Origin of the sequence: Endozoicomonas ascidiicola (assembly GCF_001646945.1) — a bacterium.
Lineage (GTDB): Bacteria > Pseudomonadota > Gammaproteobacteria > Pseudomonadales > Endozoicomonadaceae > Endozoicomonas > Endozoicomonas ascidiicola.
Genome location: NZ_LUTV01000005.1, coordinates 262,530 through 287,298 on the forward strand (window position 1 = coordinate 262,530; position 24,769 = coordinate 287,298).

General features: G+C 44.8%; 16 protein-coding genes and 1 riboswitch. Of the genes, 7 read left to right on the forward strand and 9 right to left on the reverse strand.

Annotation, left to right across the window (positions count from 1 at the left end):
• Positions 1–3 precede the first annotated feature (3 nt).
• Positions 4–3,096 carry an efflux RND transporter permease subunit gene (locus AKL11_RS15040; RefSeq protein ID WP_067518893.1) on the forward strand — a complete coding sequence of 1,031 codons (3,093 nt, stop codon included), beginning with the start codon at positions 4–6 and terminating at the stop codon, positions 3,094–3,096.
• Between the two features lie 264 nt (positions 3,097–3,360).
• A complete protein-coding gene (locus AKL11_RS15045; RefSeq protein WP_245673380.1) occupies positions 3,361–4,341 on the forward strand; it encodes an IS110 family RNA-guided transposase in 981 nt (326 codons plus the stop codon).
• 22 nt (positions 4,342–4,363) lie between these two features.
• Here the strand turns inward: AKL11_RS15045 and AKL11_RS15050 are convergent, their stop codons facing one another.
• Positions 4,364–4,927, reverse strand: a complete 564-nt coding sequence (locus AKL11_RS15050) for a cobalamin adenosyltransferase family protein (RefSeq protein WP_067518895.1) — start codon at positions 4,925–4,927, stop codon at positions 4,364–4,366.
• Positions 4,928–5,134: 207 nt separating this feature from the next.
• On the opposite strand from AKL11_RS15050, the gene AKL11_RS15055 reads away from it, so the two are divergent.
• Positions 5,135–5,386 (forward strand): hypothetical protein, encoded by a 252-nt coding sequence (locus AKL11_RS15055; protein WP_157673588.1) that lies wholly within the window; start codon positions 5,135–5,137, stop codon positions 5,384–5,386.
• Positions 5,387–5,450: 64 nt separating this feature from the next.
• On the opposite strand, the gene AKL11_RS15060 is transcribed toward AKL11_RS15055, so the two are convergent.
• The 3 genes from AKL11_RS15060 to AKL11_RS15070 form a co-directional block, all read right to left on the reverse strand.
• Complete coding sequence (locus tag AKL11_RS15060) at positions 5,451–7,337, reverse strand: TonB-dependent receptor domain-containing protein (protein ID WP_095210415.1); 1,887 nt, start codon at positions 7,335–7,337, stop codon at positions 5,451–5,453.
• Between the two features lie 36 nt (positions 7,338–7,373).
• On the reverse strand, positions 7,374–8,330 hold the full coding sequence (locus AKL11_RS15065; RefSeq protein WP_095210416.1) for a cobalamin-binding protein: 957 nt from the start codon (positions 8,328–8,330) through the stop codon (positions 7,374–7,376).
• A gap of 146 nt (positions 8,331–8,476) precedes the next feature.
• Positions 8,477–8,658, reverse strand: a riboswitch (cobalamin riboswitch).
• Positions 8,659–8,759: 101 nt separating this feature from the next.
• Positions 8,760–9,680, reverse strand: coding sequence for a M14 family metallopeptidase (locus tag AKL11_RS15070; protein WP_067518899.1), 921 nt, complete (start codon positions 9,678–9,680; stop codon positions 8,760–8,762).
• A gap of 198 nt (positions 9,681–9,878) precedes the next feature.
• Between AKL11_RS15070 and AKL11_RS15080 the strand changes: the two genes are divergently transcribed.
• The gene (locus tag AKL11_RS15080) at positions 9,879–11,189 is read left to right on the forward strand and encodes a protein kinase domain-containing protein (RefSeq protein WP_157673589.1); all 1,311 of its coding nucleotides are present in this window, start codon (positions 9,879–9,881) and stop codon (positions 11,187–11,189) included.
• Between the two features lie 6 nt (positions 11,190–11,195).
• On the opposite strand, the gene AKL11_RS15085 is transcribed toward AKL11_RS15080, so the two are convergent.
• Entirely contained in the window at positions 11,196–11,786 is a 591-nt protein-coding gene (locus tag AKL11_RS15085) for a cob(I)yrinic acid a,c-diamide adenosyltransferase (RefSeq protein ID WP_067519721.1), read from the reverse strand.
• 120 nt (positions 11,787–11,906) lie between these two features.
• Between AKL11_RS15085 and waaA the strand changes: the two genes are divergently transcribed.
• The gene (waaA, locus tag AKL11_RS15090) at positions 11,907–13,190 is read left to right on the forward strand and encodes a lipid IV(A) 3-deoxy-D-manno-octulosonic acid transferase (RefSeq protein WP_067518911.1); all 1,284 of its coding nucleotides are present in this window, start codon (positions 11,907–11,909) and stop codon (positions 13,188–13,190) included.
• Between the two features lie 7 nt (positions 13,191–13,197).
• Here the strand turns inward: waaA and AKL11_RS15095 are convergent, their stop codons facing one another.
• The gene (locus tag AKL11_RS15095) at positions 13,198–13,455 is read right to left on the reverse strand and encodes a hypothetical protein (RefSeq protein ID WP_067518913.1); all 258 of its coding nucleotides are present in this window, start codon (positions 13,453–13,455) and stop codon (positions 13,198–13,200) included.
• A gap of 127 nt (positions 13,456–13,582) precedes the next feature.
• The gene (locus tag AKL11_RS15100; RefSeq protein ID WP_067518915.1) at positions 13,583–14,986 is read right to left on the reverse strand and encodes a TolC family outer membrane protein; all 1,404 of its coding nucleotides are present in this window, start codon (positions 14,984–14,986) and stop codon (positions 13,583–13,585) included.
• A 225-nt stretch (positions 14,987–15,211) separates the two neighbouring features.
• Between AKL11_RS15100 and AKL11_RS15105 the strand changes: the two genes are divergently transcribed.
• Positions 15,212–15,706: a DUF1249 domain-containing protein gene (locus tag AKL11_RS15105; protein WP_067518917.1), complete on the forward strand. Its 495-nt coding sequence runs from the start codon at positions 15,212–15,214 to the stop codon at positions 15,704–15,706.
• Positions 15,707–15,780: 74 nt separating this feature from the next.
• Here AKL11_RS15105 and murJ read toward each other — a convergent pair whose 3' ends face one another.
• Positions 15,781–17,358 carry a murein biosynthesis integral membrane protein MurJ gene (gene murJ, locus AKL11_RS15110; RefSeq protein ID WP_067518919.1) on the reverse strand — a complete coding sequence of 526 codons (1,578 nt, stop codon included), beginning with the start codon at positions 17,356–17,358 and terminating at the stop codon, positions 15,781–15,783.
• A 402-nt stretch (positions 17,359–17,760) separates the two neighbouring features.
• Here murJ and rpsT point away from each other — a divergent pair, with 402 nt between their 5' ends.
• Positions 17,761–18,030, forward strand: a complete 270-nt coding sequence (gene rpsT, locus AKL11_RS15115) for a 30S ribosomal protein S20 (RefSeq protein WP_067518922.1) — start codon at positions 17,761–17,763, stop codon at positions 18,028–18,030.
• A gap of 416 nt (positions 18,031–18,446) precedes the next feature.
• Here rpsT and AKL11_RS15120 read toward each other — a convergent pair whose 3' ends face one another.
• Positions 18,447–24,470, reverse strand: coding sequence for a protein kinase domain-containing protein (locus AKL11_RS15120; protein ID WP_095210418.1), 6,024 nt, complete (start codon positions 24,468–24,470; stop codon positions 18,447–18,449).
• Positions 24,471–24,769: the final 299 nt, after the last annotated feature.

The window sequence follows — 24,769 nt, forward strand, 5'->3', positions numbered from 1 at the left end:
TCCATGAATATTGCTGAGTATTCCATATCCCATCGTGTGATTAGCTGGATGTTTGTTGCCATCCTGCTGGTCGGAGGCGGTATTTCCTTTTTTGGGCTTGGTCAGCTGGAGTTCCCTGAGTTCACCATCAAACAGGCGATGGTTATCACTCACTATCCCGGCGCATCACCGGAACAGGTGGAAGAAGAAGTCACCCTGCCATTGGAAGAAGCCATACAACAGTTGGAGTATGTGAAAAACATTGACTCCATCAGTAGCAATGGTCGCTCCCAGATCATGGTAGAAATGAAAGAACAGTACCCTTCTGATGAACTACCTCAGATCTGGGACGAAGTGCGTCGAAAAATCAATGATGCCCAGGGCGGTATGCCACCGGGTGTTTATCCGTCCGTTGTCGTTGATGATTTCAGCGATGTCTACGGCATGCTGTTCAACATTACCGGTGATGGTTATACCCCGAGAGACCTGGAAAACTACGCTGACTATCTGAAGCGCGAGCTGGTGCTGGTAGAAGACGTTAAAAAAGTCACCGTTGCGGGTATACGACAGGAAGAAGTTGTCGTTGAAATGTCTCAGGCGAAACTGGCCAGTCTGGGCATCGACCCTGCCTGGATTTTCTCCCTGATTCAAAATCAGAATGTCGTGTCTAATGCTGGCAATATGCTGGTTGAAGGTCGCTCTATTCGCATTCACCCTACCGGCGAATTCAACCATGTTAAAGAACTTGAGCAGCTAATCATTAGCCCGCCCGGCAGCTCACAATTGGTTCGCCTGGGTGATATTTCCACTGTCCGTCGTGACTATGACGACACGCCGGACAGCATGTACACCTCCAACGGCAAGCCAGCCCTTTCTCTGGGTATTTCCTTTGGCTCCGGCGTCAATGTGGTGGATGTTGGTGAAAGTGTTAGACAACGCCTCAACGAACTGACCTCTGAGCAACCTCTAGGCATTGAACTAACGACAGTGTACGACCAACCGGCCACGGTCTCCGAATCCGTTAACGGGTTTCTGATCAACCTGGTAGAAGCCATCGTTATTGTCATCGTGGTGCTGCTATTAGCTATGGGTGTTCGCGCCGGCCTATTGATGGGTGCGGTGTTGCTACTGACCATCTCCGGCACCTTTATTGTGATGAAGGCACTGGGTATTGATTTACAGTTAATCTCGCTGGGTGCACTGATTATCGCTCTTGGTATGCTGGTTGATAATGCCATTGTTATTACCGAAGGCATTCAGGTTGGCCTGCAACGGGGTATGACCCGGATGCAAGCAGCTAAGCGCGTAGTGCAACTGAACCAGTGGCCGCTGTTAGGCGCCACCGTCATTGCCATTATGGCCTTTGCTCCCATCGGGTTGTCTGATGACTCCACCGGTGAGTTCTGCCTCTCTCTGTTTCAAGTACTCTTAATTTCTCTGATGCTGAGCTGGGTTACGGCGATTACCCTGACACCCTTCTTCTGCAACATATTATTCAAGGGTTATGAAAATGCGACAGAGGATGAACATGCACCGGCTGTTGATCCTTATCAAGGCGCCTTGTTTACCCTGTACAAACAGCTGCTGAATTTTGCGCTGAAACATCGTCCAGCCACCATCAGCTTAACGTTGTTGGCGCTGGTGATTGCGATTGTCGGTTTTGGTTCTGTGAAAAACGTGTTTTTCCCACCATCCAACACGCCTATCTTCTTTGTGGATTTCTGGATGCCCGAAGGCAGTGATATCCGGGCAACTGCAGCGGAGTTGGCAACCTTTGAGAAACAAGTCCTCACCATGCCCGGAGTGAAAAATGTCACGTCCGTCATGGGTATGGGTGCCCAGCGCTTTATTCTTCCTTATCAGCCAGAAAAGCAATACACCAGTTATGGTCAGCTGATCATCGCAGCGGAAGATTTGGAGACGATTGATGCACTGATCCCTCCCATGGAAAGCATTCTCAAAGAACAGTACGGCGATGTGGAATATCGCATTAAACTGATGCAAAACGGCCCGGCAGCACCCGCAGAAATTGAAGCACGCTTTTATGGTGAAGATCCTAAAGTACTAAGATCTCTGGCTATGCAGGCGGCAACAATACTGAACAATGAACCCACCGCCGTACATGTACGACATGGGTGGCGTAATCAGGTGAGCCTTGTTCGCCCACATATTGATGAAGCCAGTGCACGTCGCAGTGGTATTTCCAAACAGGCGCTGGATGATGCGCTGTTGGTCAACTTCAGTGGTCGTCAGGTTGGTATTTATCGCGAAGGCAGTCAGTTGATGCCACTGGTGGTTCAGGCTCCGGAAACTGAACGACTGAATGCCGACAGTATTACTGACTTGCAGGTCTGGAGTGCGGACCATCAAAGCTTTGTGCCAATCACTCAAGCCATTTCCAGCTTTGATACCGAGTGGGAAAACCCACTGATTATCCGTCGTGATCGTAAACGTATGCTATCTGTGATGGCGGACCCGATCATGCTGAGCGATGAAACCACCGACAGTGTGTTTAAGAAGGTACGCTCAAAAATCGAAGCAATTCCATTACCAGAAGGTTACAGCCTTGAGTGGGGTGGAGCTTATGAGTTGTCCAGCGATGCCCAGAGTGCAGTCTTCAAATCCATCCCCATGGGTTATCTGGCCATGTTCCTGATCACGGTGTTCCTGTTCAATACCGTACGACAGCCGCTTGCTATCTGGTGTACGGTTCCTCTGGCGCTCATTGGTGTCGTTGCCGGCTTGCTGGTGCTGAACACACCGTTCAGCTTTATGGGATTACTGGGGCTTCTTAGCCTATCTGGGATGTTGATTAAAAACGGCATTGTTCTGGTGGAACAGATCAAGCTGGAGCTGGAAGAAGGCTGGGAAGAGCACGAAGCAATTTTTCATGCGTCTGTCAGTCGTTTACGTCCGGTTTGTATGGCTGCGCTGACCACGATGCTGGGTATGATTCCACTGTTGTTTGATGCATTCTTCAAATCCATGGCGGTGACCATTATCTTTGGCCTTGGTTTTGCTACCGTACTGACGCTGATTGTCTTGCCTGTGATTTATTCACTACTCTACAAGATCAGCTTCAAAGGATTTAACTACCGGAAGATTGGTAATCACTGATATCTTGAAGGTCGGTAATCCTAAAAGACTTACCGACTTCCCCATACCAATGTCGGCAACCCTTTCGGGTTACCGACCTTGTATCTCTCAGGGAATCTTGATTAGCTATCCAGGTTCCCACAGGTTCAGTGAGATTGTTACCGACCTTAACGCTATTTGATGTTGTGGTGTAGATAAATCCCTGAACCTGCTCTATCTCTAAATGTTGGATGGTATCCAGACACCTGCTCTGCAGTGATGTCGCATGTACAAGGCTAATGAGAGATGATTTATTACGTTGGTGTCGATGTTAGCAAGAATAAACTGGATTGCTTGTGGTTGCGTGATCCAGAGAATAACAAGGTAAAGACCAGAGTATTTGATAACACTGCTAAAGGTCATCAGCAGCTTGGTCAGTGGTTATTGAACAATATCAAGGCTAAGCCTGAAGAGGTGTACGTCGTTCTGGAGGCAACCAGTGTATACCATGAAGCTCTCACTTATTACCTGCATAATGCTGGTTTTCTGGTGAATGTTGCGAACCCGGCAAGAGTAAGAAATTTTGCCAAAGGGCTTGGAGTGCTTCAGAAAACTGACAAGAAAGACAGTGCTGTTCTCGCTAGATTTGGTTATCAAAACGGTCTTCAATTATGGCAGCCAGAGCCTGATGAGATTCGTAAGTTGAAGTCTATGCTGTCTCGACTGGAAGCATTGGAATCTGATTTACTCAGAGAGCTAAATCGACTCGAGAAAGCAGAAATATCCAACTCGTCAGACGTGGTTATAGCCTCGCTGCACAAAATGATCGGCGAGCTAAAAGTCGAGAAAAACCGAGTAGAACAAGAGATTAATGACCATATTGATCAATTTCCACATCTGAAAAAAGATCGCAGGTTAATGCAAACTATTCAGGGTGTAGGTCCAGTAGTTTCCAGGCTCATGCTCTCTGTTATCCACAGTCGTGATTTTAAGAGCGCGAGCGGAGTCGCTGCTTATCTTGGCTTGGTTCCCAAGCTCAGGGAGTCAGGACTGCAGAAAGGGCGAAGTCATTTAAGTAAAGTCGGTCCCGCTAATATCAGAGCCAAGCTGTATATGGCAGCAGTGGTCGCCATTCAACATAACCCTGATATAAAAGCTCAATATCAACGACTGCTGTCTAATGGGAAGACAAAAATGCAAGCGATCGGAGCGGCAATGCGGAAGCTTGTACAGATTTGCTTTGGTGTTGTGAAACATCAGAGTGAATATCAGCCCCAAAGTACTTGAGGCTGATAGTGAGAGATGGTATCTACATTGTTTTCTTCGAAGGTGGCTTGAGAATATAGCTTAGGCTTTCATATTCAGGCTCAACAACACCCAATCGCCGATTAATCACCACGGTCAAGCGGAAGAACAAATTGCACAACATGTTGCCAAACCGATGAAGCTCATCAGGAACTTTAATACCGTGTTTGTCGACATTGACCAACTCACGTACCGCCTTTTTGGATAATGAACGACAGCTATGTAATAGCTGCACAGGGCGCCCACCTCTAGGCAGAACAAAGCCATTCAGCTGACCGGCAATCTCTTTCTGATAATGATCAAAATGCTCCGCTAACCATTGTATTTGCTCTTCAAAAATGGCCTGTTTACCACGGATGGAGCCGTTCATATGGAAGATTCTGGGTTGCAGTTTATCTAGAAAATCGTAAATATCTGCAAAACGCTCATCATTCTCCAGCTCAGAAATCACACCACCTAACGTGGCACAGAGTTCATCGGTGATGATTTCGTAGTCGCACAGGGGAGATTCTTCGTAGATAAAGGGGTAACAAAGCTCCCTAATATCGCCAGAATATTTCAATGTCATTGATTAAAACCTCTTTTCCAGAAACTTTTTCTCTATCAGCCAGTCTAGTTTTCTTTTCCCGATTAAAATATAAGTTTGAGTTGAATGGATAGAGCAACGCTTCAACACTGCCATACAAGGGCACAGAATCACTCTCGATCACTTGAAACGAAAGGAGATCGTGATCAGCTGTCACAACGCTTTAACACATTGGAACAGTGCCAAAAGATGAAAATCCTTACACTTGGCGGCATTCCTATTGAAAATCGCCTGCACTATATAAGCCTGACCAAGAAAAAAATTACCGTCGCAGAAAACGTTAAAGCGCAGGTTAACCGCTCTCTGGATACCATTTCTGAAGAGTCAGAAGATACTGAAGAATATGCTGATATTACGTGTATTAAAGCTCCGACAATAAAGACTTCGCTGATCACCCCATTAGCGGAAATGTTTATAGCCGACGCTAAGGAATATAATTAATAGACAAGCTAACTGCACTCAAACCTATGAAGGAGACTGAGGCGAGTTAGCTGGTACAGATGAATTATATTTCTGGGGACCAGATTATGGTTGCGAATACGCCTCGGGGTTCTCCTTGATAACCTGTAACAGGTTCATACTTCTTATCAAACAGATTATTAACTTTGAATTGCATCTTGGTGTCGGTTGACAGTTTCACCATTGCCCTAAGGTCAAACGTCCCATATCCAGGAATTTGTTTAGTATTTTCAGGGTTAGTCCAAATTTTACCCTGAGCTTTTAACGTACCACCAATCGCCCAGCGCCCAAAATCTCTATCCAAATTAAGCGCAGCGAGCTTTTGAGCTCTATAGTGGAGCTTTTTACCCTTATTCTTACCGGAGCGATTTTCAGGATCCAGATAGGTAAAGTTTGTGCTAACGTTTATATTTTTTATTTGAGTACTAAATTCAAATTCGACACCACGAATTCGAGCTTTATCGATATTAATCGTCTGATAAGTACGGGGGCGAACTTCTACAGAAGAGAGCATATCGTCCATACTATTCTGGTAAACATTAAACGACCAAGTACCAACATTGCCAACTTGGCCAGTTAGCGCGAGCTCTGCATTTTTTGAGTGTTCTGCCTTAAGATTTAAGTTTGGAATACTTGAGTAAAAACCAAGTGACTCTCTGTACATATCTCCAAAGGTTGGTGCACGAAAGGCTGTACTATAAGACGCAATAAGTCTCATCTGCTCTGGTAGAGCGAACCCCCAAGAAGCGCCGCCAGTCCATTGTCCACCAAAAGCTTCATTGTCATCGTAGCGACCACTCAACTGTAGATCACTACCAGCGAAAAATGTTTGATTTTGTGCGAATACAGCCTTGTTATCTCGATCATCAACCACATAGGTAGCATCACTCGCAACCCTGTCTTTACTGTAATCAATACCAGCGGTTAACAACTGATTATCTGCCCAAACCACATCATTCAACCAACTTAGGGAATAGTTTTTATTTTCAGCAAAATTCTTTTTCACACCGTGATCAAGCTCTTTACGCTCATCTTTAACAAATCCTCCCTCTATACGGGCGCTCCAGACATCAGTTATGTTTTTTGAAAGATAAGTACTGACCATTCTTTCAGTGAACTGCGACTCCAAGTGATCTGAAATACCATACCCATCATATTCGGACTTACCTGTAAAATAAGTAAAGTTCACTCCACCTTCTATACCGTTATCAAAGTCTTTTGACAGAGTTCCAGAGAGAGACTTGTTCCTGTAGGCGTCATCATCCTGATTAGTTCCTTGACCTTCAGTGGTACGGTCATAGCCCTGAGTTTCAAGCAAGCGTCCGCCAAGATTAAATCTAACGTCATTACGTTCACCACCAATATTAATGGCGTATTCACCCGTTTTTCGACTACCACCACCTGCCTTGACTGACACTTTGGGAGCTCCACTTCCTTTTCTTGAAATAATATTGATAACACCGCCAACAGCATCAGCGCCATAAAGCGATGACCTGGGCCCTCGAACTATCTCAATACGCTCTACCTGACCTGGATCAATAAACTCCAAAGGAGCAGAGCCTGAATTGGCGGTATTAGTTTTCTGACCATTTAAAAGAACGAGGGTCTGAGCCGTTTTTGTACCCCGAATATAAACTCCTGAGTTACTCCCGGGTCCACCATTAGATGTAACTTGTACCCCCGGAGCAGCCTGATTCAATAACTCGACAACAGTTACCGTTTGCATCCGCTCAATCTCTTCCCGGTCAATCACCGTCACCGGTGCCAAAGTTTCATCAACGGTCTGCGCTGTTCTAGTTGCAGTCACAATAACCTTTTCCAGTTTGTGCACTTCCTGCGCCGTGGCAGAATAAGACATTACAGCAACCGCCAATGACAGACCTGTGCGAATAAAGTTTGCAGATGGATTAAAAGACATTATTTGTTTATCCATTTTAAGATCATGAAAACTGGTCTACCTGAATAGAGACTAGTTTGCTTTTTTATTGTTTACCGCTGCAGGCTGACGACTGCGAACTTCCTGTAATTGACGACAGAGTATTTCTGCCCCATCCAGTATTCGTGGCGAGGTTCTGGAGATGAGGTCGCTGGGTACTGAAAACAGTTGACCGGTTCTCACTGCCTGAAGGTTTTCCCACTGCCCCCAGAATCGTTTCATTTCACGGCGGGTTTCCGGCGTGTCTCCCTGAGGCGCTGAGCCAATGATGGCTTGAGGGTTTCTTATGATCAGAGACTCGATGCCAATTTTGGGGATTTTCTGATCCTGATCACCATAAACATTGTTACCACCACACAGTGATATAACGTCGTTTATTAAAATCCCGTCACCAACGGTCATTAATGGTGAGCGCCAAACCTCATAGAAAACCGTCACAGGCTCCAGCTGACTAAACGTTTTCTCAAGGCTTGATAACCGTGCTCTGAAAGTACTAACCGATTGCTCTGCTTGCTTTTCAGTGCCCAAAATTTTTCCCAGGCTTAGAATCGCCTGTTCTATGCCTGAAAAATCCACCGCATTTAAATGGAAAGTATTTACCCCCAAAGACTCCAACTGCTTCACCACTTTCGGAGAATCACCACCGACCCAAACCACCACCAAATCCGGCTTCATACCAACAATGGCTTCCACATTGATCACGGGGAATCCACCAATAGAAGGCAGTTGTTCAACGACTGATGGGTAATCACTGTGCTCATCCACAGCAATCATCTGACCTCCGGCACCGGCAGCGAACAACAATTCTGTCGATCCTGGAGAAAGGCTGATGATGTTTGGATGGCTGGTTTTGAGGCAAACCTGACGGCCACTCATATCGGTGACACAACGAGAAAACTCATTAGCTTGAACAAGCCCGGAAAATATCAGACAAACCGCAACTAACCAGGAGCGGATGATCATTAAAATAGCCAAGTCATTTTTGTTCATGGTGTACCTGAGTGAATATCGAATACTCAGGACGGCATACGCGGGCACTGAACCAATCAGCTCAGTGCAAAGAGAAGTGAGCGTTCACACAAAGTTGAACGCTAAAATTCATTCCCCCAACCGCCAGGTTACCCGCCCGGTTTATCATTATGGGCTTTGTAAAAGCAGGTCTCCTGACTCTGGCCTCATTGCTTATAATCGCCTTCCCAGCCTGTTCAGACCAGTGGCGTATGATTTAAAGCTCTTCCATTACAGTTGCGGGTACAGTCAGGGAGTTTCACCCTGTTCCCTCTTTCTATCGTCATATGACAGTAGAAAGCGCCGGTTTTCTTTATCAAACACCGGCATAACCTTTACAAAGTTGCGCAATACTAACTAAACGTTCGTTTTATATCACTTGAAAATTACTCATAACGAGTATCTGTTTTGTTAATCCCCCTGACCAATAATATAATCAAGGCCTGCGGCTACCGCAGCCACCTGCGCATCATTGCATTGTTCATCCGTGGCTTTTGGGCTGTCCGGATAAACCTCTGTAGTCGTGCAATAGGTGCAATGAGTCATACCGGCACAGAGACCAAGGCTTTTCACCGGATACTGAATAACCCCTTCCTGAATTACCGGTGAACCGATAATCATGCCATTCCCATCCGGTGGCGCAATGTGTGTCACATTCCTGACAGCATCAATCATCGCCTTTTGAAAAGCAGGCTGAGGATTATCACTGTCGTCTACCAGATAAAAACCATCGGGGACAATGTCCGGTTCGTAGTCTTTCCCATCTCGGGCAGCCAGTGCTGGGCGGAATTCGTCTTCATCAGAATCGGTGGTTTCGTGCAAGTCGAAATGCACCAAAAAGTCATTGTCGTATTCAGCCACCAGCGTCATCAGAGCTGCGGACTCTTCAGAAGGGCTGTTTTCTACAAAAGATCGGTTGGGATCTACCGCTTCCGGGTTCCAACGATTAATCACTTCGTATCCCCAGGGGCTGACACAGGGAGCAATCAGTAAATTAAAATGGCTCTCATACTTAGCTGCGCTGGTTTTAGCAAACTTAATTGCACCTTGTACACCACTGGTTTCATAGCCATGTACACCGCCAGTAATCAACACACTTGGCTTGCTGCTGTCCCATCTCTTGCTTTTTAATGCGTACAATGGAAACCGTTCAGGGTTAATACTCAAAGCGCCGTATTGAATCAGTTCAAACTGATCACTAAGTGCCAACACTTTATCCATAACTTCTTCAAGATAGCTACGCTTAACCGTCACTGACGCCAGCCATTCAGCCTTTTCCGCATCACTCCAGGGCGTACCTGGTGTGCCAATGGGGTAAAATCGTCCAGTCATTCGGATGGTTCACTTTTATGGTTTTTGAGGCCTGCAATAGGCTATCGTCTTCATGCTCGGCTATTCTGCAGGACACAACGACGACTAATCGAATTGATTAAATCAGAAAGCAGAGTTAGCAGCACTTTATTTTCAACTGCAGTTTGCTTGATCAATACACACCGATAGCTGCCAATGAACTCATGGTTATTAACGTTAATGAATGGAATCAATATAGTGAAAATAACGCCCAATACCGATTTGGAGGTAAAGCAGGAACCCAGCCCCTTCAACTCGCCCGAACCTTCTATCTCCGAACCTTCTAAAGAGTGGCTTGGAAAATCCATAGAGCCACACTCTTCTCAAAGCCCCTATCTCGGGGAGCATAATGATTCGGGATACAACTCTCAAACCTCCCCACTCTCAAGTTACAGTATTAAATCCACTGATGTTACAAGTAAGGAGGCATTCTCCAGCTCTGAGGTCGGAAATAGTGAAGTGCTGGATAGCACACAACCTTTTCATACGGAAGATGAAGCCATAGGTACCGGTCGGTTTGGCACAATTCATAAAGTTATTCAGGAAGATGAATCCGGACAGATTAGAAGTGCTGCCTTGAAAACGGTTCGAGGAGAGTTCAGCCTGACAAATGAACAAAGAATCATGGAAGCCATGCCTACCCATCCAAACATTGTTCACTATCTTGGCACCGTCTCTGAGCCCGATCGTGACGGTCTGATTTACGAACTATTGAATGGATCGGAGCTCGGCTCAATCACCAACAAGCTCAGCGATTCTTTACTGCCTGCCGGAGAACTTTTCAACGCCTTTAAATTTCTGGAACATCAAAAATTCAAAGCGGTTAACCACGCCCATCAGAACGATATTATTCATGCTGACCTTAAACCCTCCAACTTTCTGTTTGATACTGGCTCAAAGCACGTAAAATTGCTGGACTTCGGAGAATCAGCCAGGGTTGGCGAGAAGGTGTCCTGCTGTCATGAAGACTACACATCACCAGAGGCCATTGATAGTCTTCAAGGCAAAGAATATGGTGTGCCTGCAGATCCCGCCATTGACGCTTACGCTATGGGGCAAATGCTTTACAAGTTTCTGACCGGCCTTGAGGGCGAGGGTTCCAGTTTTTTTAATGGCAGCAGCATTGGTGACCTTTCACCCAATCAAAGGATGGAAAAAGCATTTCGAATTAAACGCGCCATGAGTAATTATACAACCCCTCTACCTGATGGCACGTACAAAACCGCACTACCTGAACTTTCTTCTGACATCACCAATGATGACTACATGAAAGAATCTGCAAGACTAAACAAGCTTGGAAACTTTGATGCCATCGTTGACTCAGTGCCGGATTATCATCGTGAAGCAAAAGCACTTACCAGCCTGATAAACGGCCTTATGCACCCAATTCCGAAGTTAAGAACCACGATATCTCAGGCACTGGAATCGTCGTGGTTCAAAGATTCTCCGGTTGACAAGGAGCGGGCGCTAAGGACGTTGTCAAAACTGTAACGGTGATTACGGTTGCTGTTCTGTCATGGCTGAAGCCTGCCACAGTACCTCGCCTTCATCCTGCAAAGCACAATGACGACCAAGGACGTACATTAAATCAGACAACCGGTTAACGAATTTCAACAATGGTTCATTGACCGCTTCGCCGCTTTCCTGCAATTCAATAATCGTGCGCTCTGCCCGGCGAGACACGGTTCTGGCCATATGACAATTACAAGCCGACTGACCACCACCGGGCAGAGTGAAGTTCTTGAGATTGGGCAGAGGCTCATTCAGCTCATCTATCAGAGCTTCAATGGCTTTGGTGTGCTCTTCCTGAATCAGTTGATAACCGGGCATGGCGAGCTCACCGCCCACATCAAACATACGGTGTTGTATATCTTGAATCGCTGCCAACTGCTTCTGGTTCACCTCATTCCCTTGCTGCAATGAGCGAATTAACATGCCCAGCCAACTGTTGGCCTCATCTACCGAACCAATGGCGTGAATACGAGGATGGGATTTTGGCAGCTGCTGACCTTCACCAATGCGGGTCATGCCCTTATCACCGGTTTTAGTGTAAATGCGGGTCAGGCGGAAGCCTTTCTTTTCGGTCATTTTCTGATTCTTCTTTGTGGTTACATGAGTGAAAGCCGCAAGTATACGGTGTAAACAGCGGTCTTTTAAACGAGATCTGTTATTATCCATCGCTCCAATGATAAGTCTGGCAATGGTTGCATGAGTCGCTTTTTCTACTCCCTGCTGTTATATCTGATGTCTCCACTGGTGGTCGCACGGCTTTATAGTCGTGCTAAAAAGGCGCCAGAGTATTCCAAAAGAAAAGCTGAACGTTTTGGTTTTTTCCGTCTTCCTGAATCGGATAAACCTCTGATCTGGGTACACTCGGTTTCGGTTGGAGAAACCATTGCCAGTGCACCGCTGGTTAAACGGCTGCAGCAAGACTATCCCCGGCATCGAATTCTCATCACCACCATGACACCTACTGGATCAGCACAGGTCCAAAAAATTCATGGTGACAGTGTTGAACATGTTTATGCCTGCTATGACTTTCCGGATGCCGTTTCCCGCTTCCTGAACAAAACGCGCCCGGATATCGCCATTGTAATCGACACCGAGCTTTGGCCTAACACCATTGCTGCCTGCCATCAGCGTGGGATTCCAGTGTTGATTGCTAACGCCAGACTGTCGGAACGATCAGCAAAAGGTTATGGCCGTTTCTCTGGCTTGGTAAAACCCATGCTGCAGCAAATCAATAGGGTTGCAGCGCAGAATGAGGAAACTGCTCAACGTTTCTTAAACCTTGGCTTGCCAGAACAGCAAATGACAGTGACTGGCAGTATCAAGTTCGATCTGGATGTTTCGACCGAGACTGTTTCTGCGGGTAAAGCCCTACGCCAGCAGTGGCAACAAGGCATGGGAGAGAACATCCGTATTCTGATTGCTGCCAGCACCCATGAAGGTGAAGATCAGCAGGTGCTCGATGCCTATAAACTCATTCAGAAGACGAATCCAGAAGCGAGACTGGTTCTGGTGCCAAGGCATCCTGAGCGTTTTGATAAAGTCTGCCAGCTGATTCAGGAAAATCACTTGTCTGTTATTCGACATAGCGCCGGTGTAGCGCCTAAATCAGAAACCAGAGTCATCCTCGGGGATACCATGGGCGAAATGATGAAGTTGTTTGCGGCTTCTGATATTGCTTTTGTGGGAGGCAGTCTGGTGGCTACCGGTGGGCACAATATGCTGGAACCGGCGGCGCTTGGGTTACCGGTTTTATCCGGTCCGCATATTTTTAACTTTGAAGAGATCAGTCAATCGTTGGTTGAGGCCGGTGGTATGAAGCTGGTTAGCGGCAGTGAAGACTTGGCAAACTCTGTAGTGGCGCTTCTTAACAATCCATCAATATGCGAAGAAATGGCCAACAATGGCAGTCAGTTTGTGAAGCAGAATACGGGAGCGCTCCACAAGACGATGGCGTTAATAGACAGGTTAATATCCGAATAGATCAGAGTTAACGTTCCGAAGGCTTGGTCGCCATAATGGAATCAGCATCAAGATCAAGATTCAGCCGGCTGCCATCAATAAAGTAGTAATCATTTTCGAACGACACACCCTGAATCGAGAGTTTACCCAGGATTTTTTCCATGGACGCTTGTTGCTCCTGAAGGTCTTCGGGAGCGAAGGTTCTCAGGAAAGCCTCTGCCAATGAACAACCACCATTCACATGGGTTTTCATGATAGCTTCAAAGCTTTGGGGCTGATCATTCATCGACTGGTCTTCCCTGACTGGTTTTAATATCAGTATAGGAAGCCCAGTGATGCGGATAATTGAAACGCCAAAAAGAAACGGCTCCCAAAGGAGCCGTTAGTGAAGCAATTATAAAAAAGACAATAAATTAACTGGCACGGCAAGAAGCGGGCACAGACAACTCATCTTCACCGTCGGTCATCCATTTATTAAGTTCTTCCAGATCGGCCGGGCTGAGAGTGCCAGCCATTTGCTTCAGCTTCAGCGTATTTACGATGAAGTTGTAACGGGCATTCAGATAGTTACTGATAGAAGAGTAAAGGCGCTGCTGGGCGTCCAGAACTTCAGTGATGTTACGGGTTCCTACTTCGTAGCCGCTCTGAGTAGCCTTCAGGGCACTTTCAGAAGACGTGATCACCTGACAATTCGCCTGAACCTGATCAACATCCGAAATGGTGGTTCTCAGCAGATTACGGGTGGTGGCGTTGGTATCACGGAGTTGCTGATCATAGTTCTTCTGAGCTTGTTCCAGCTGATAACCAGCCTGACGGGTTACGGAGCTGGTCGCGCCTCCAGAGAAGATTGGGAGATCTACTTGCAGGCCGAAAACGGTTTGATCCCCCTCACCTGTCATCAGCTGATTATTTACACCTGGAGTCCCCCGTCTGGAGTGATCCGAACTGTAGTTGTAGCTAGCAAAAGCATTCACCGTTGGCGCATGGCCAGAACGTTTAGCTTTCACATTAGTTTCTGCAGCCATTAAACCTTCGCGAGAAGCCTTGAGCGACAGGTTATTAGCCAGTGCACTTTGTACCCACTCTTCTGGCGCGCTGGGTGCCGGAGCAACCACTGGCATCACCTTATCCATATGCGCAACATTGGTTACGTTCTGGTTTACGATGGTACGCAGGCTTTCATAACTGACAGAGACTTGGTTGTCTGCCTGAATCCTTGCTACCCGAGCATTGTCGTAAGCCGCCAGTGCATCCAGCACATCGGTTTCAGCAATCAGGCCAACATTGTATCGCTCACGGGACTGATCCAACTGCTGCTTGAGTGCGCGTTCTTGTGCTTTCGCTGTTAACAGAGCATCTTCAGAACTGAGGACACTGAAATACGCTTCTGCAACCCGAAGAATCAATTGCTGCTGGGCATTTGCGAACACAGCCGATGCCTGATCACCAACAGATTTAGCCTGATCGTAGGTGTACCAGTTATTCATATTGAACAGCGGCTGAGTTAAGGTTGCACCCCAACCATGGGAGTTATAGTCTGAATCTGTATCAGAGCCACTCTCATATTCTGTCGTGGTTTTGTTGTACTGAGTATTCGCCTTCAACCCAAGTGTTGGCAACAAACCTGCGCGGCTCTGATTCACCCCTTCCTGGGTCGCCATCATAGACGCTTTGGCAGCCGCAAGCTGCGCATCATTTTCCAGCGCCAGGTTGTAAACATCCATCAGGTTGACCTGGGAAGGTACTGCAGCGTGTACATTTAGGACGGCACCCGCCAGGGCAGCAAGCAAAAAACCTTTACGTCTGTTGTGTGACATAATCTCGTGATCCTTGGAAAATTTGCCAGTTACACCAGACCAAGCGTATGAAGGTCGATAACTGACCCTGGTTGGGTAATTACGCAATAGAAGTTTAATCGGTGAAATCTACACTATTTTGGTCAAAAATTGCAGTAGTAAGAAGCATTCCTTTGTATAGATTCTTAAAAGATGTTGTGATGTTCACTTACAGATTACAAGCTGCGAACCGCTATAATCAGCAATATGAGCCATTTTCACCGAAAGCCAAAGTATCAGGTTAACCTAATTCGCTTCCAGGCAGTGTGCGAAACTAACTATCAGCGCCTGATGAAACTACTTCCTGCCTTATCAGAATCATCGTTCGAAAAACAATCTCAAGAAAGTACTTTTTATTTTCCAGCGCTTTTTCATCTTGATCAGCAATCACCGGCCTGGCTGAGGGTAAACATCGTTAATCGTTCACCTTACACAACCCTGCTTGAGCTGGATATGAGCCTCAGCTGGATTACCAGTGTCACGCCGCCTACAGCAGAAGTTCGACTCTACCATGATGTAATGATGGCAGAGGTCGTGTATCAGAAAAGCAGCCAACGGGTTGAATCACGTTATGAATACCCCAATCCATCCATGCATCAACCCAATGAGAAAGAACAACATAACTTCTTTCTGGCCCAGTGGCTGGACTATGTAATTGCCGGCCAATCCATCAATATGGAAAGCACTCAGCCCTCGGTGTGAGCCGCCTTACCTTTTAACCTAAATTCAGCAGTTGACCGCTTGAATTTCTCCGCAGGCCCCAGAAAAAAAGGCCATTAATGGCGGAACTGGGCTGGGCGTACCCCACTGACCAGCAGAACAATGATATAAACCAGCATTCCCGAACAAACCAATAGGGCGGTTTGCGTCAACCTTTCTACCAAGGACCAACCCAACCATTGCTCAATATCCGCCGCCAGCCAAACCAGCGTTGCTGCCATTGCCAGATTAGCGATCAGGATTCTGGCAAAGTACAAACGCCAACCCTTAGCTGGCTGATAGACACTGGAGCGTTTCAGGCCATAGAACAGCAGACCGGCATTTAAGAAAGCCGACATCGTAGTGGCCAACGCCAAACCCGCATGCTGAAAAGGAAATACCAAGGCCAGGTTAAACACCATATTGGCCACCATGGCCTTAATGGCAATTTTTACCGGCGTTTTGGTATCTTGCCGGGCAAAGTAACCTGGCGCGAGGACCTTTATCAGCATAAAGGCCACCAAACCGAGGGAGTATGCCTTCAAACTCATGGCCGACATCAACACATCACGATCCGTCATCTCGCCGTAATCAAACAACGTAGCAATTAACGGCCCCGCAAGAATAAACAAGGCGACCGCCGCTGGCACCCCAATCAGCAACACCAACCGAATTGCCCAATCCATGGTTCGGGAGAAATGATTGCTGTCCGCTTCCGCGTGTTTGGCAGAAAGGCTCGGAAGGATCACAGTGGCAATGGCAATACCAAATACGCCCAGAGGCAATTCAGACAAACGATCGGAATAATAAAGCCAGGAAACACTGCCGGTTTGCAGGAACGACGCCAGCACCGTATCCAGCAACAGATTGATCTGACTGACGGACACACCAAACAGCGCGGGAATCATTAACGTCATGATCCGTCGACTGCCTTCATGTTTTGCTCCCCACTTGGGCACAGGCAGCAAACGAATCTGCAACAGGAAGGGGATTTGCAACAACAACTGTGAAATACCCGCAATGGCCACACCCCAGGCCAATGCCATCACTGGTTCATCGAAATAGGGAGTTAATAGTACCGTTGCACCAATTAGGCTGACATTCAGCAACACCGGCGTAAAAGCAGGCACCGCAAATCGCCCATAAGTATTGAGAATCCCGCCTGCCAGCGCAGTCAGCGATATCAATAAAAGATACGGAAAGGTGATTCGCAGCATCTCACCGGCAAGATTCAGCTTTTCCGGGTCATCCATAAAGCCGGGGGCAAATAGTCTGATGAGTATCGGTGACGCCAGCACGCCAAGCACCGTGACAAACGCCAGTGTACCCGCCAGCGTACCGCTAACCCGGCTCACCAGTTCGCGAACATCCCCAAAGCTGCGTTGGGTACGATATTCCGACAGCACGGGCACAAAAGCCTGCGAGAATGCACCTTCCGCAAACAGACGACGCAGAAAATTAGGGATTTTGAAGGCTACAAAAAAGGCATCCGCAGACGCCGTGGAACCAAAATAGCCTGCCACCACCACATCCCGAGCCAAACCAAGCACACGGGACAGCATGGTCATCATGCCCACCATCAGGCTGGAACGCAGCAGCCCCGATTTTTTCACTTCCGGATGATCGGATGGCGGATTGTTTTCAGAATTACTCATTAGTGAATTTTTCAGAATTAAAAATAATAAACGATTTATAATATCCAACGTCTTGGCTATTGCCCATGTTATTTCTGAAACCCGCTAAATCCACTGACACGTACCACCTCCCATAAAGACCAGAATCCGGCAGTTTCAAAGCCCTGCAGACAAGAAACTGTATTGACAACCCCCCGCTAAACCGGCATAGTTCCGCGGCTAAACAGCCTTGAGCTTGTTCACTAGAAAGTAGAAAGCATCACGAGCTGATTAAAGATTTAGGTGGAATATGGGCTGATGGCGCCTTACCCGTGGCAACATCAGTAACTGCGGCAAACAACCTATTCCATGCAGGGTGCCCCAAGCCGCCCTGATTTAACTGAAAGACATTTATTTTTAAATAGATTTTCCAGGAGCACCAAAATGGCTAACTCTCCTTCAGCTCGCAAGCGCGCCCGTCAGTCTGAAGACCGTCGTCAGCACAACGCCAGCCTGCGTTCTATGGTTCGTACTTCTATCAAGAAAGTTGTTAAAGCCATCGACGCTAAAGACGTTGAAGCTGCAACTGCTGCCCTGACTGCAGCTGTGCCTGTTATCGACCGTATGGCCGACAAAGGCATCATCCACAAGAACAAGGCTGCTCGTCATAAGAGCCGCCTGAACGCTCAGGTTAAGGCTCTGGCTTCTGCCTGAGGGAAGACTTGTCAGGAAATAACCTGAGATTATTCCCGTTTGGACTGAGCTTGCCGCTATAGGGTTCCCCCCCTTTGACAAGCTCAGGCCAAATAAAAGCTGACTTTTAAATCGCGCCTTTCTGACTGAAGCATCTTTTTAATGATTCAGCCTTAAGTAGTTAACCTTATGAAATCATATTTTCTGACTAAGTGAACAGCCGCTCTCGGTAACTGCTCCTGCGTTACTTTTATGCCCTCGAGTACCACCTCCTGCATCCATGCAGTCGCGCGGCGTTACAACTCCGGTCACATAGCTACCACCAAAAGGGCGTAAACACCCACAGGGCACAAGGGCAACGCTCTCTGTGTTGCTTCGGGCATTGCATAGCAACTGCCCACTCAGCAAGAAATATTCGATTTCAAATGGCCAACTACTTATGCAGGCAAAAACTCACCTTTTGCTTTGTAATAGTTCAGAATGATCGAAGACTGTTTCATGAAATGCCATGTATCCACGGTTTCGGAACTGACTGAATCAATGTGCATTCCCGGAGCCAAAAGATCACCAGCGCCGCGATATTCATGAAGCGGGTTCAATAAACTATCTGCCTGAATGACCGTTTTATCAGAGTAATTAAATGCTTCACGCTCATCAGCCCACTGTATACTCGCGATCGAAACCTTCCTGTCATCTACTGTCCTGACAAAAATATAATATGATTGTTTTCCTTTAGATAAGAACTTCTCGAACAACACCTTCTTTGTTACGCCGTCAACGCCGGTAACAACACCTTCAAAAGAATCGACAAGGCACCCGAAATCAGGCTCATGTTGTGAATTGAACACTTGAAGACTATCTGTATCCGCAACCATAGTATGGTCAGGTCTCTCTGTCAGATTCAATATATTGCCAGCCAGCCACTTTCCAGAAGAAGAGCGATTACTAATAAAACTGTTGAATTCCGCCGGGGTCAGAGTCGGTACAATGCCCTTCAGAGATTCTAAACTATGAGCACGCATCGGCATTAATCGACCTTTACAATATGACAACCTGTCAAATAAGAACTTCTGCACATCAAAAGGCAATGTCAGTGAATTTTCACAAAATGACAAGAAGAACTTGGTTGTCTTGGACATATCAGTAGCACTATCACAAATAAAAGCGGGAAGAATCCTGAAAACTGAATGAGAAATACTCTTATAAACAACGCAGTAATGGGGAGGGGCACTGTTTTTCAAGAAGCCTGGCATATAAGCTAACATCCCACTCTCTTTAGAAGTCACTTTTAAAATAAAAAAGTTCCGCCCGTCAACAATAAATTGATCCAGTATTGAAATCTTGTGATGAGGTAATGATACAGAGCAAAGTTCAAAGGTTTCAATCTTGCTGCTCTTATCAAAACTCGGACAGTGTATCCTGAGAAAATTCAGTATATCGTATTCATCAACACCTTCTAAATAAGGGGGGTTAACGGTTCCGGAATGAGACACAGTTTCAGACAATGCTCCGAGCCTTAGGCGATTCATATTAATAATTTCATTTTTTAATTTCTGGTTCGTTTGCAAACATTCTGCCTGAGAGACAACCCCGGCAACATCCTCACTTAGGGTGATAGAATCAAACGGCAAACGAGACACCACTCCATCATCGACGGCTGACGTTTCACCCTCAGGTGATGTCGGTAGATTCTGCTCTTCCCTAACCCCAGAAACAACCTCAACACTCGACACACTCTCGAACAGCTGGATCATAGCGTTACCGACAGCCAGCAATCCGTTATCACATAGTTTCTGAACTGACCGAGTTAAAGCTTCATTAAATTCTCTGTCGCCTATATCAGCACCAGTATTTTCAAAACGTATTCTCCATTCAATCAAACCACACATTATTTCAGAGCCCATATCTCCAACTGAAAGAGAAATCTGTTTTTTACAACTTTCCAGAAGTTCGTTTTTCTGATAGCTGTCAGAGGGCTTTAAATTCGTATTCACTCTCTTTACATAGTCAAGAAACGGTAAAAAACTGGTCCCTAGACATGTATTAACAATAACGTCAAACTCTTTTATTGTTGATACATCAGCCATATCCGTATCGTAATTCAAAGTGCTGTCGGCTAATTCCTTCAGCGATATAATCATACGACTACCGGCAAGAAACTTCTGATAGCGCTTATCGTGAATAAATTCGAAAGGTGTATAGCCATCTGCATGAATGGATGAGAAAACCCCCTGGACAAGAGGGACAAGGTGAGAGAACTGTTCTTTGCACGCAGCCAGAATGGAATTACGATGCAGGGGGCCAATACTGGAACCTGTCTTAAATTGCTCAACTGCCTTTCTGGAAACGTCTGATAACCTGAGCGCAGATGCACAGAAATTTAGACCCGCTTGATACACAAAACGGTTTTTATTATCTTTAGCATCATTTTTTCTCAGTTTTTTCAGTGCATGAGTTATCCTCACACCAATCTCAGCGTCTGTCAGATTATTTTCAGTGAAACACGGATCCTCGAGCGCATCCTCCAAGCTTATACGATGAGCTGCATCAGGCTCAAGCATACAACGGAGTAGCTTCAAAAAACTCGTACCTTTCGAATCTGTAAAATCCCCGTACTTTTTGGAGAGGTCAGTCAGCCTACGCTGGTTAAAGTCATCGCTATCCTTTACTTCCTGAATATCTGATTCCTTACTAATCCCACTGATTCTGGTACGGTAAAATAACGATAGCGCAGTAAGCCCAAGAGCGTAAATATCATTTTTAATAAGATCCCTTGATGTGATCGAAGCCTTCAGAGTTACCTCCTCAGGAGACAGATAACCATTAGTATAGGTAAAAGAAGTAACTGGTTTATCAGTCTCATAAGAACTATCAAAATCAAGCAAAGAAAGAACACCATCAAAAGGAGATAAGGCCATGTTAGCGTGTTTGATATCACCGTGTACGATATTGATCTCCTGCATCATCTTCATCTCCACCAGTGCCTGATACACAATAGACTTAATGATGGCAAAGTTAACGGAGTCGCTGGAATCAATGAACTGAAACATAGGTACACCAAGATTGGGCATTAATACCAACTTCTCATGTTTTACAGTTAAGCGATTCATGGCTTCTAAAAGCCTTGATTCCTTGTGAAAGTTGGTTTCTTCTTTAGATGAAAAATTTTTAACCACAAAATCCCTGATCGGAAATTTATATAACACACAGGATGAATCTGAGTCAGGCTTTCCAGTCGCTTTAACTATGGCGGATTTCGGAGTTGATAACGCAAGATTTAGCACCTTATTCCATTCATTAAAAATCCGAGACCAATCATAGGATTGAACATGGGTTGAAAACATAGAATCCTCTAAAACATTTCCGTTCTCAGCTAGAGGCTTATTAATGGGCATTAAACATCGATGCAAATCATCGAACCGAGACAACCTTGACAATTCAGCTGTGTAGTCGCTCTTTATAGAACAGCATTTCTGCATTAAAGAATAAAGAACACAGATCATATTATTAATTGAATCTTGATCCTCTCTAACCCCATTAATCTCAATAATAATTTTATCTAAAGATGTTTCTTCATCCTTATGTGTTAATGCTACTCTTGACATTTGACACGAAATCCAATTTTTTACATCGGTATAATTTTCCTGTTGTAATGAAATATCAGCCACTCCATAAACCATTAAATTAATCGCCAACCTATCAGCACCCAGCCGCATACCCGCGTTTTTTAAAATCGGATGGGCATTCCCTTCGGCATCAGAATCATCCCAATCAGGGTGCCAATCCATAAAACGGTTTAGGATATATTGCATTTTCTCCATACCGGTGTGCAAATCACCCTGCTTATAAGGGTTTAGCATTTTTACAATCCAGCCAGTATCATTATTTATACCAAAGAACGGATACCATTTGCCTTTTTCTTTACCATCCGTACCATACTTTGATCGATAAAATGAAAACTTAACCCCATCAATATTCACCACAACCATTAAACGACTACCAACCACCGGAATATTTTCAGAAAAATAATAGGTGGAATCTAGAATCCCCTGATCCATAAGTGACTTCAAATAGCCATTGTATTTTTTTTGAATAGCACCCAAAGCGATTTCTGCAAACTTTCTGGCCAAGCCAGCTGTATTTTTATTCTCTTTCCATAGTCTTTGTAGGTACTCATATTTATCCTTCGCCGAACTCTGACCTAAATATCCCCGCGGCGTTTTACTATTTGGAAATATATCATCTGCATTGCCAAGTGTTCGATTTACATCGCGAAACAGTTTATCAAGATCTACCTCAGGGTAATTAACAGGTACAGTAATCTCACCGCTTTCGTTCGTTGGATTGGTTGAACTTCTATCACCAGAAGGCTGCCTACTTACCCGATAATGATAATCAACCAATTCTTCCCAAGGTTCATAGTCCTTGACATCCTTGATCTGATCAGCCACTAGACTGACAATCCACTCCGCTCCTTTACGAGTTTTTACAACCGTTCCGACTGAATCTCTATTTTTATATAATGAAAGATGATCTGAAAAACGCTTTTTTCCGAGATCAATCCCCTTCTCATATTCACGTATGATCCTATCAAAATATTTAGCCGACTTGTTACCGGTAAGGCCAGCCTGCATGAAACATAAAAGATTTCCAAGAACACCAAAGAGCCCAATTTTACAATCAGATAATTTTTTCCTCGATCCAGACATAATCTGAAACAGCGTATGCTCGGGATCAGGAATATAACGATACCTATCACTTGTACTTTTCTCCAATGGGATTCTGTTAGCAAAAAATGCCACTTTTGAAAAGACATCAGGATCTATATTCAGCCTTTCAAAATAATCCCATCTTTCTTTAGAATCGTGAATTACATTTAAAGACTGTATCATAAGTTCAGCCCAATAATATCCAGTTACCTGCACACTTTCATTTTCTTCAACATGATTTTTTATAATCTTAAAAATCAGGCAGGCCAAGCTTTCGCTCGGATAGCTGGATTTTTTAACTAAAAAGTACAAACTAAAAAATGATTTGAGCCTCTCCCTATCAATATCCAGCTGATTCAAATCACATATATTACGGAAATATTTTTCTTCAGAATCAAGATAGGTTTCAAAGCAAAGATTCTTATCAAATTGAATAGAACCGACACCAGACAACAGGAGCTCCCAAAAACCCATGCATTTCCACGACTCTCTATGACCAACACCTACAATACTTTCAATCAGCACTTTAGTCATCTTCTCTAGTGCCTGTGAATTACCCTCTATACCGAGTCGACTACGAAACCCATTCGTTTCTCTATTGATTTTTAATAGCTTCTCAATATCACCTATCAGCTCCTTGTATAAATCTGAACCATCCTCACTATTAATTCCAAAAAACAAACTTATAAAAAGGACTTGCTCTTTCAGATAACAAAAGGAGCCATTAGTTGTCTTTAACTTATTCCGATTCAAATCGATATAATCAAAAAAATTCTGCAGAGCCCTACTAACAGACTTAGAAGAAACATCAACTTTCGATTGTCCAATATCAGAAACAATGGCTAATATAATTTCTCGACATGACAACACCTCAACTTCCTTATATCTGGCAAATCCCTTTATTAATCCATCTACAATGTTAAAACACGCAGAAAGCCCCTTCGCAGAGCTCAAATATCTATCTTCTTTTTTTTCCTCGCGTACTTTTTCATTTTCCAGAATATACGAAGAAAGACGTCGGGCAACTAAGAAATTTAGCGCCACATTCAGTTTATTTACAAGCTCCGGGTTTGAATCAAACAATTGTGAAATCTTTTTTTTCCAGTCTTGATCTTTATTCAAAAAAACATTATTTATGGAAAACAAATAAAAACATAAATCATTATTTAATTCGAGGGATCCAACAAGTATACCCCCAAGATATTTCATTGTATCCACACCCTGCATTCTTTTTGTCAGGGTTTTATAAAAGTCAACAAAACAAATAGCAAAAAAACCACTTTTTTTGAACATGTTTTGCTCAACAATAATTTCAGCAAGCGCACCCATAAACTGCTCTTTATCAAAAGAGTCGTTTTTCAAATACCCTGAAATATTTTTGAACAATTCATCTAACAGCTTACTTTTATTTTTATTTACCCAGACAGCTTGCTTATCATCATTATCTTTAATCACTCTGGAAACAGTTTCAATGCAGGCTTTCACTTCTGGAGACAGCACTTGTGGTAGCTTCGCTTTTACCAAACTCTGATCAAAAACGACTTCAGATTCCCCATTATTCTTTACAGATTTATTTATCACAGCGGTTAACTTAAAATCTTTCAGGGGCCTGAGTTCAGTAGCCAAATCCTGATCTGTAGCATCTCGTAATCGTTTTTTATTTTTTTTGCCTTCCTGCCCTACATTCTTCAAGCCATTCTGAGGCTCAAGCAACCGGGAAGAATCGCTATTATGGTTACTAATTCTGTTCATAACTCACCTACTACAAGTTGTATTTAAATATTGTACTTAACAAATAAAGTTACGAATTTTAAAAAACAAGAATCATACTAAAACGCATCACCCATATTGGAATAATTGATGATTCGTAATTGTGGGTAATTCCAGTTTCACCAATAATATTATTTATTCCGTCCAGATAAACAGTCTCACTACCACATTACTACTCCAGAAGGCTGACCTATAATTGTCGAAAGCCAGAGTTTACGCATGTGCATTCTTGCTTAGACAGCAAATTTATCTTCTAATCAATGTATAAGTAGCTCGAGCTT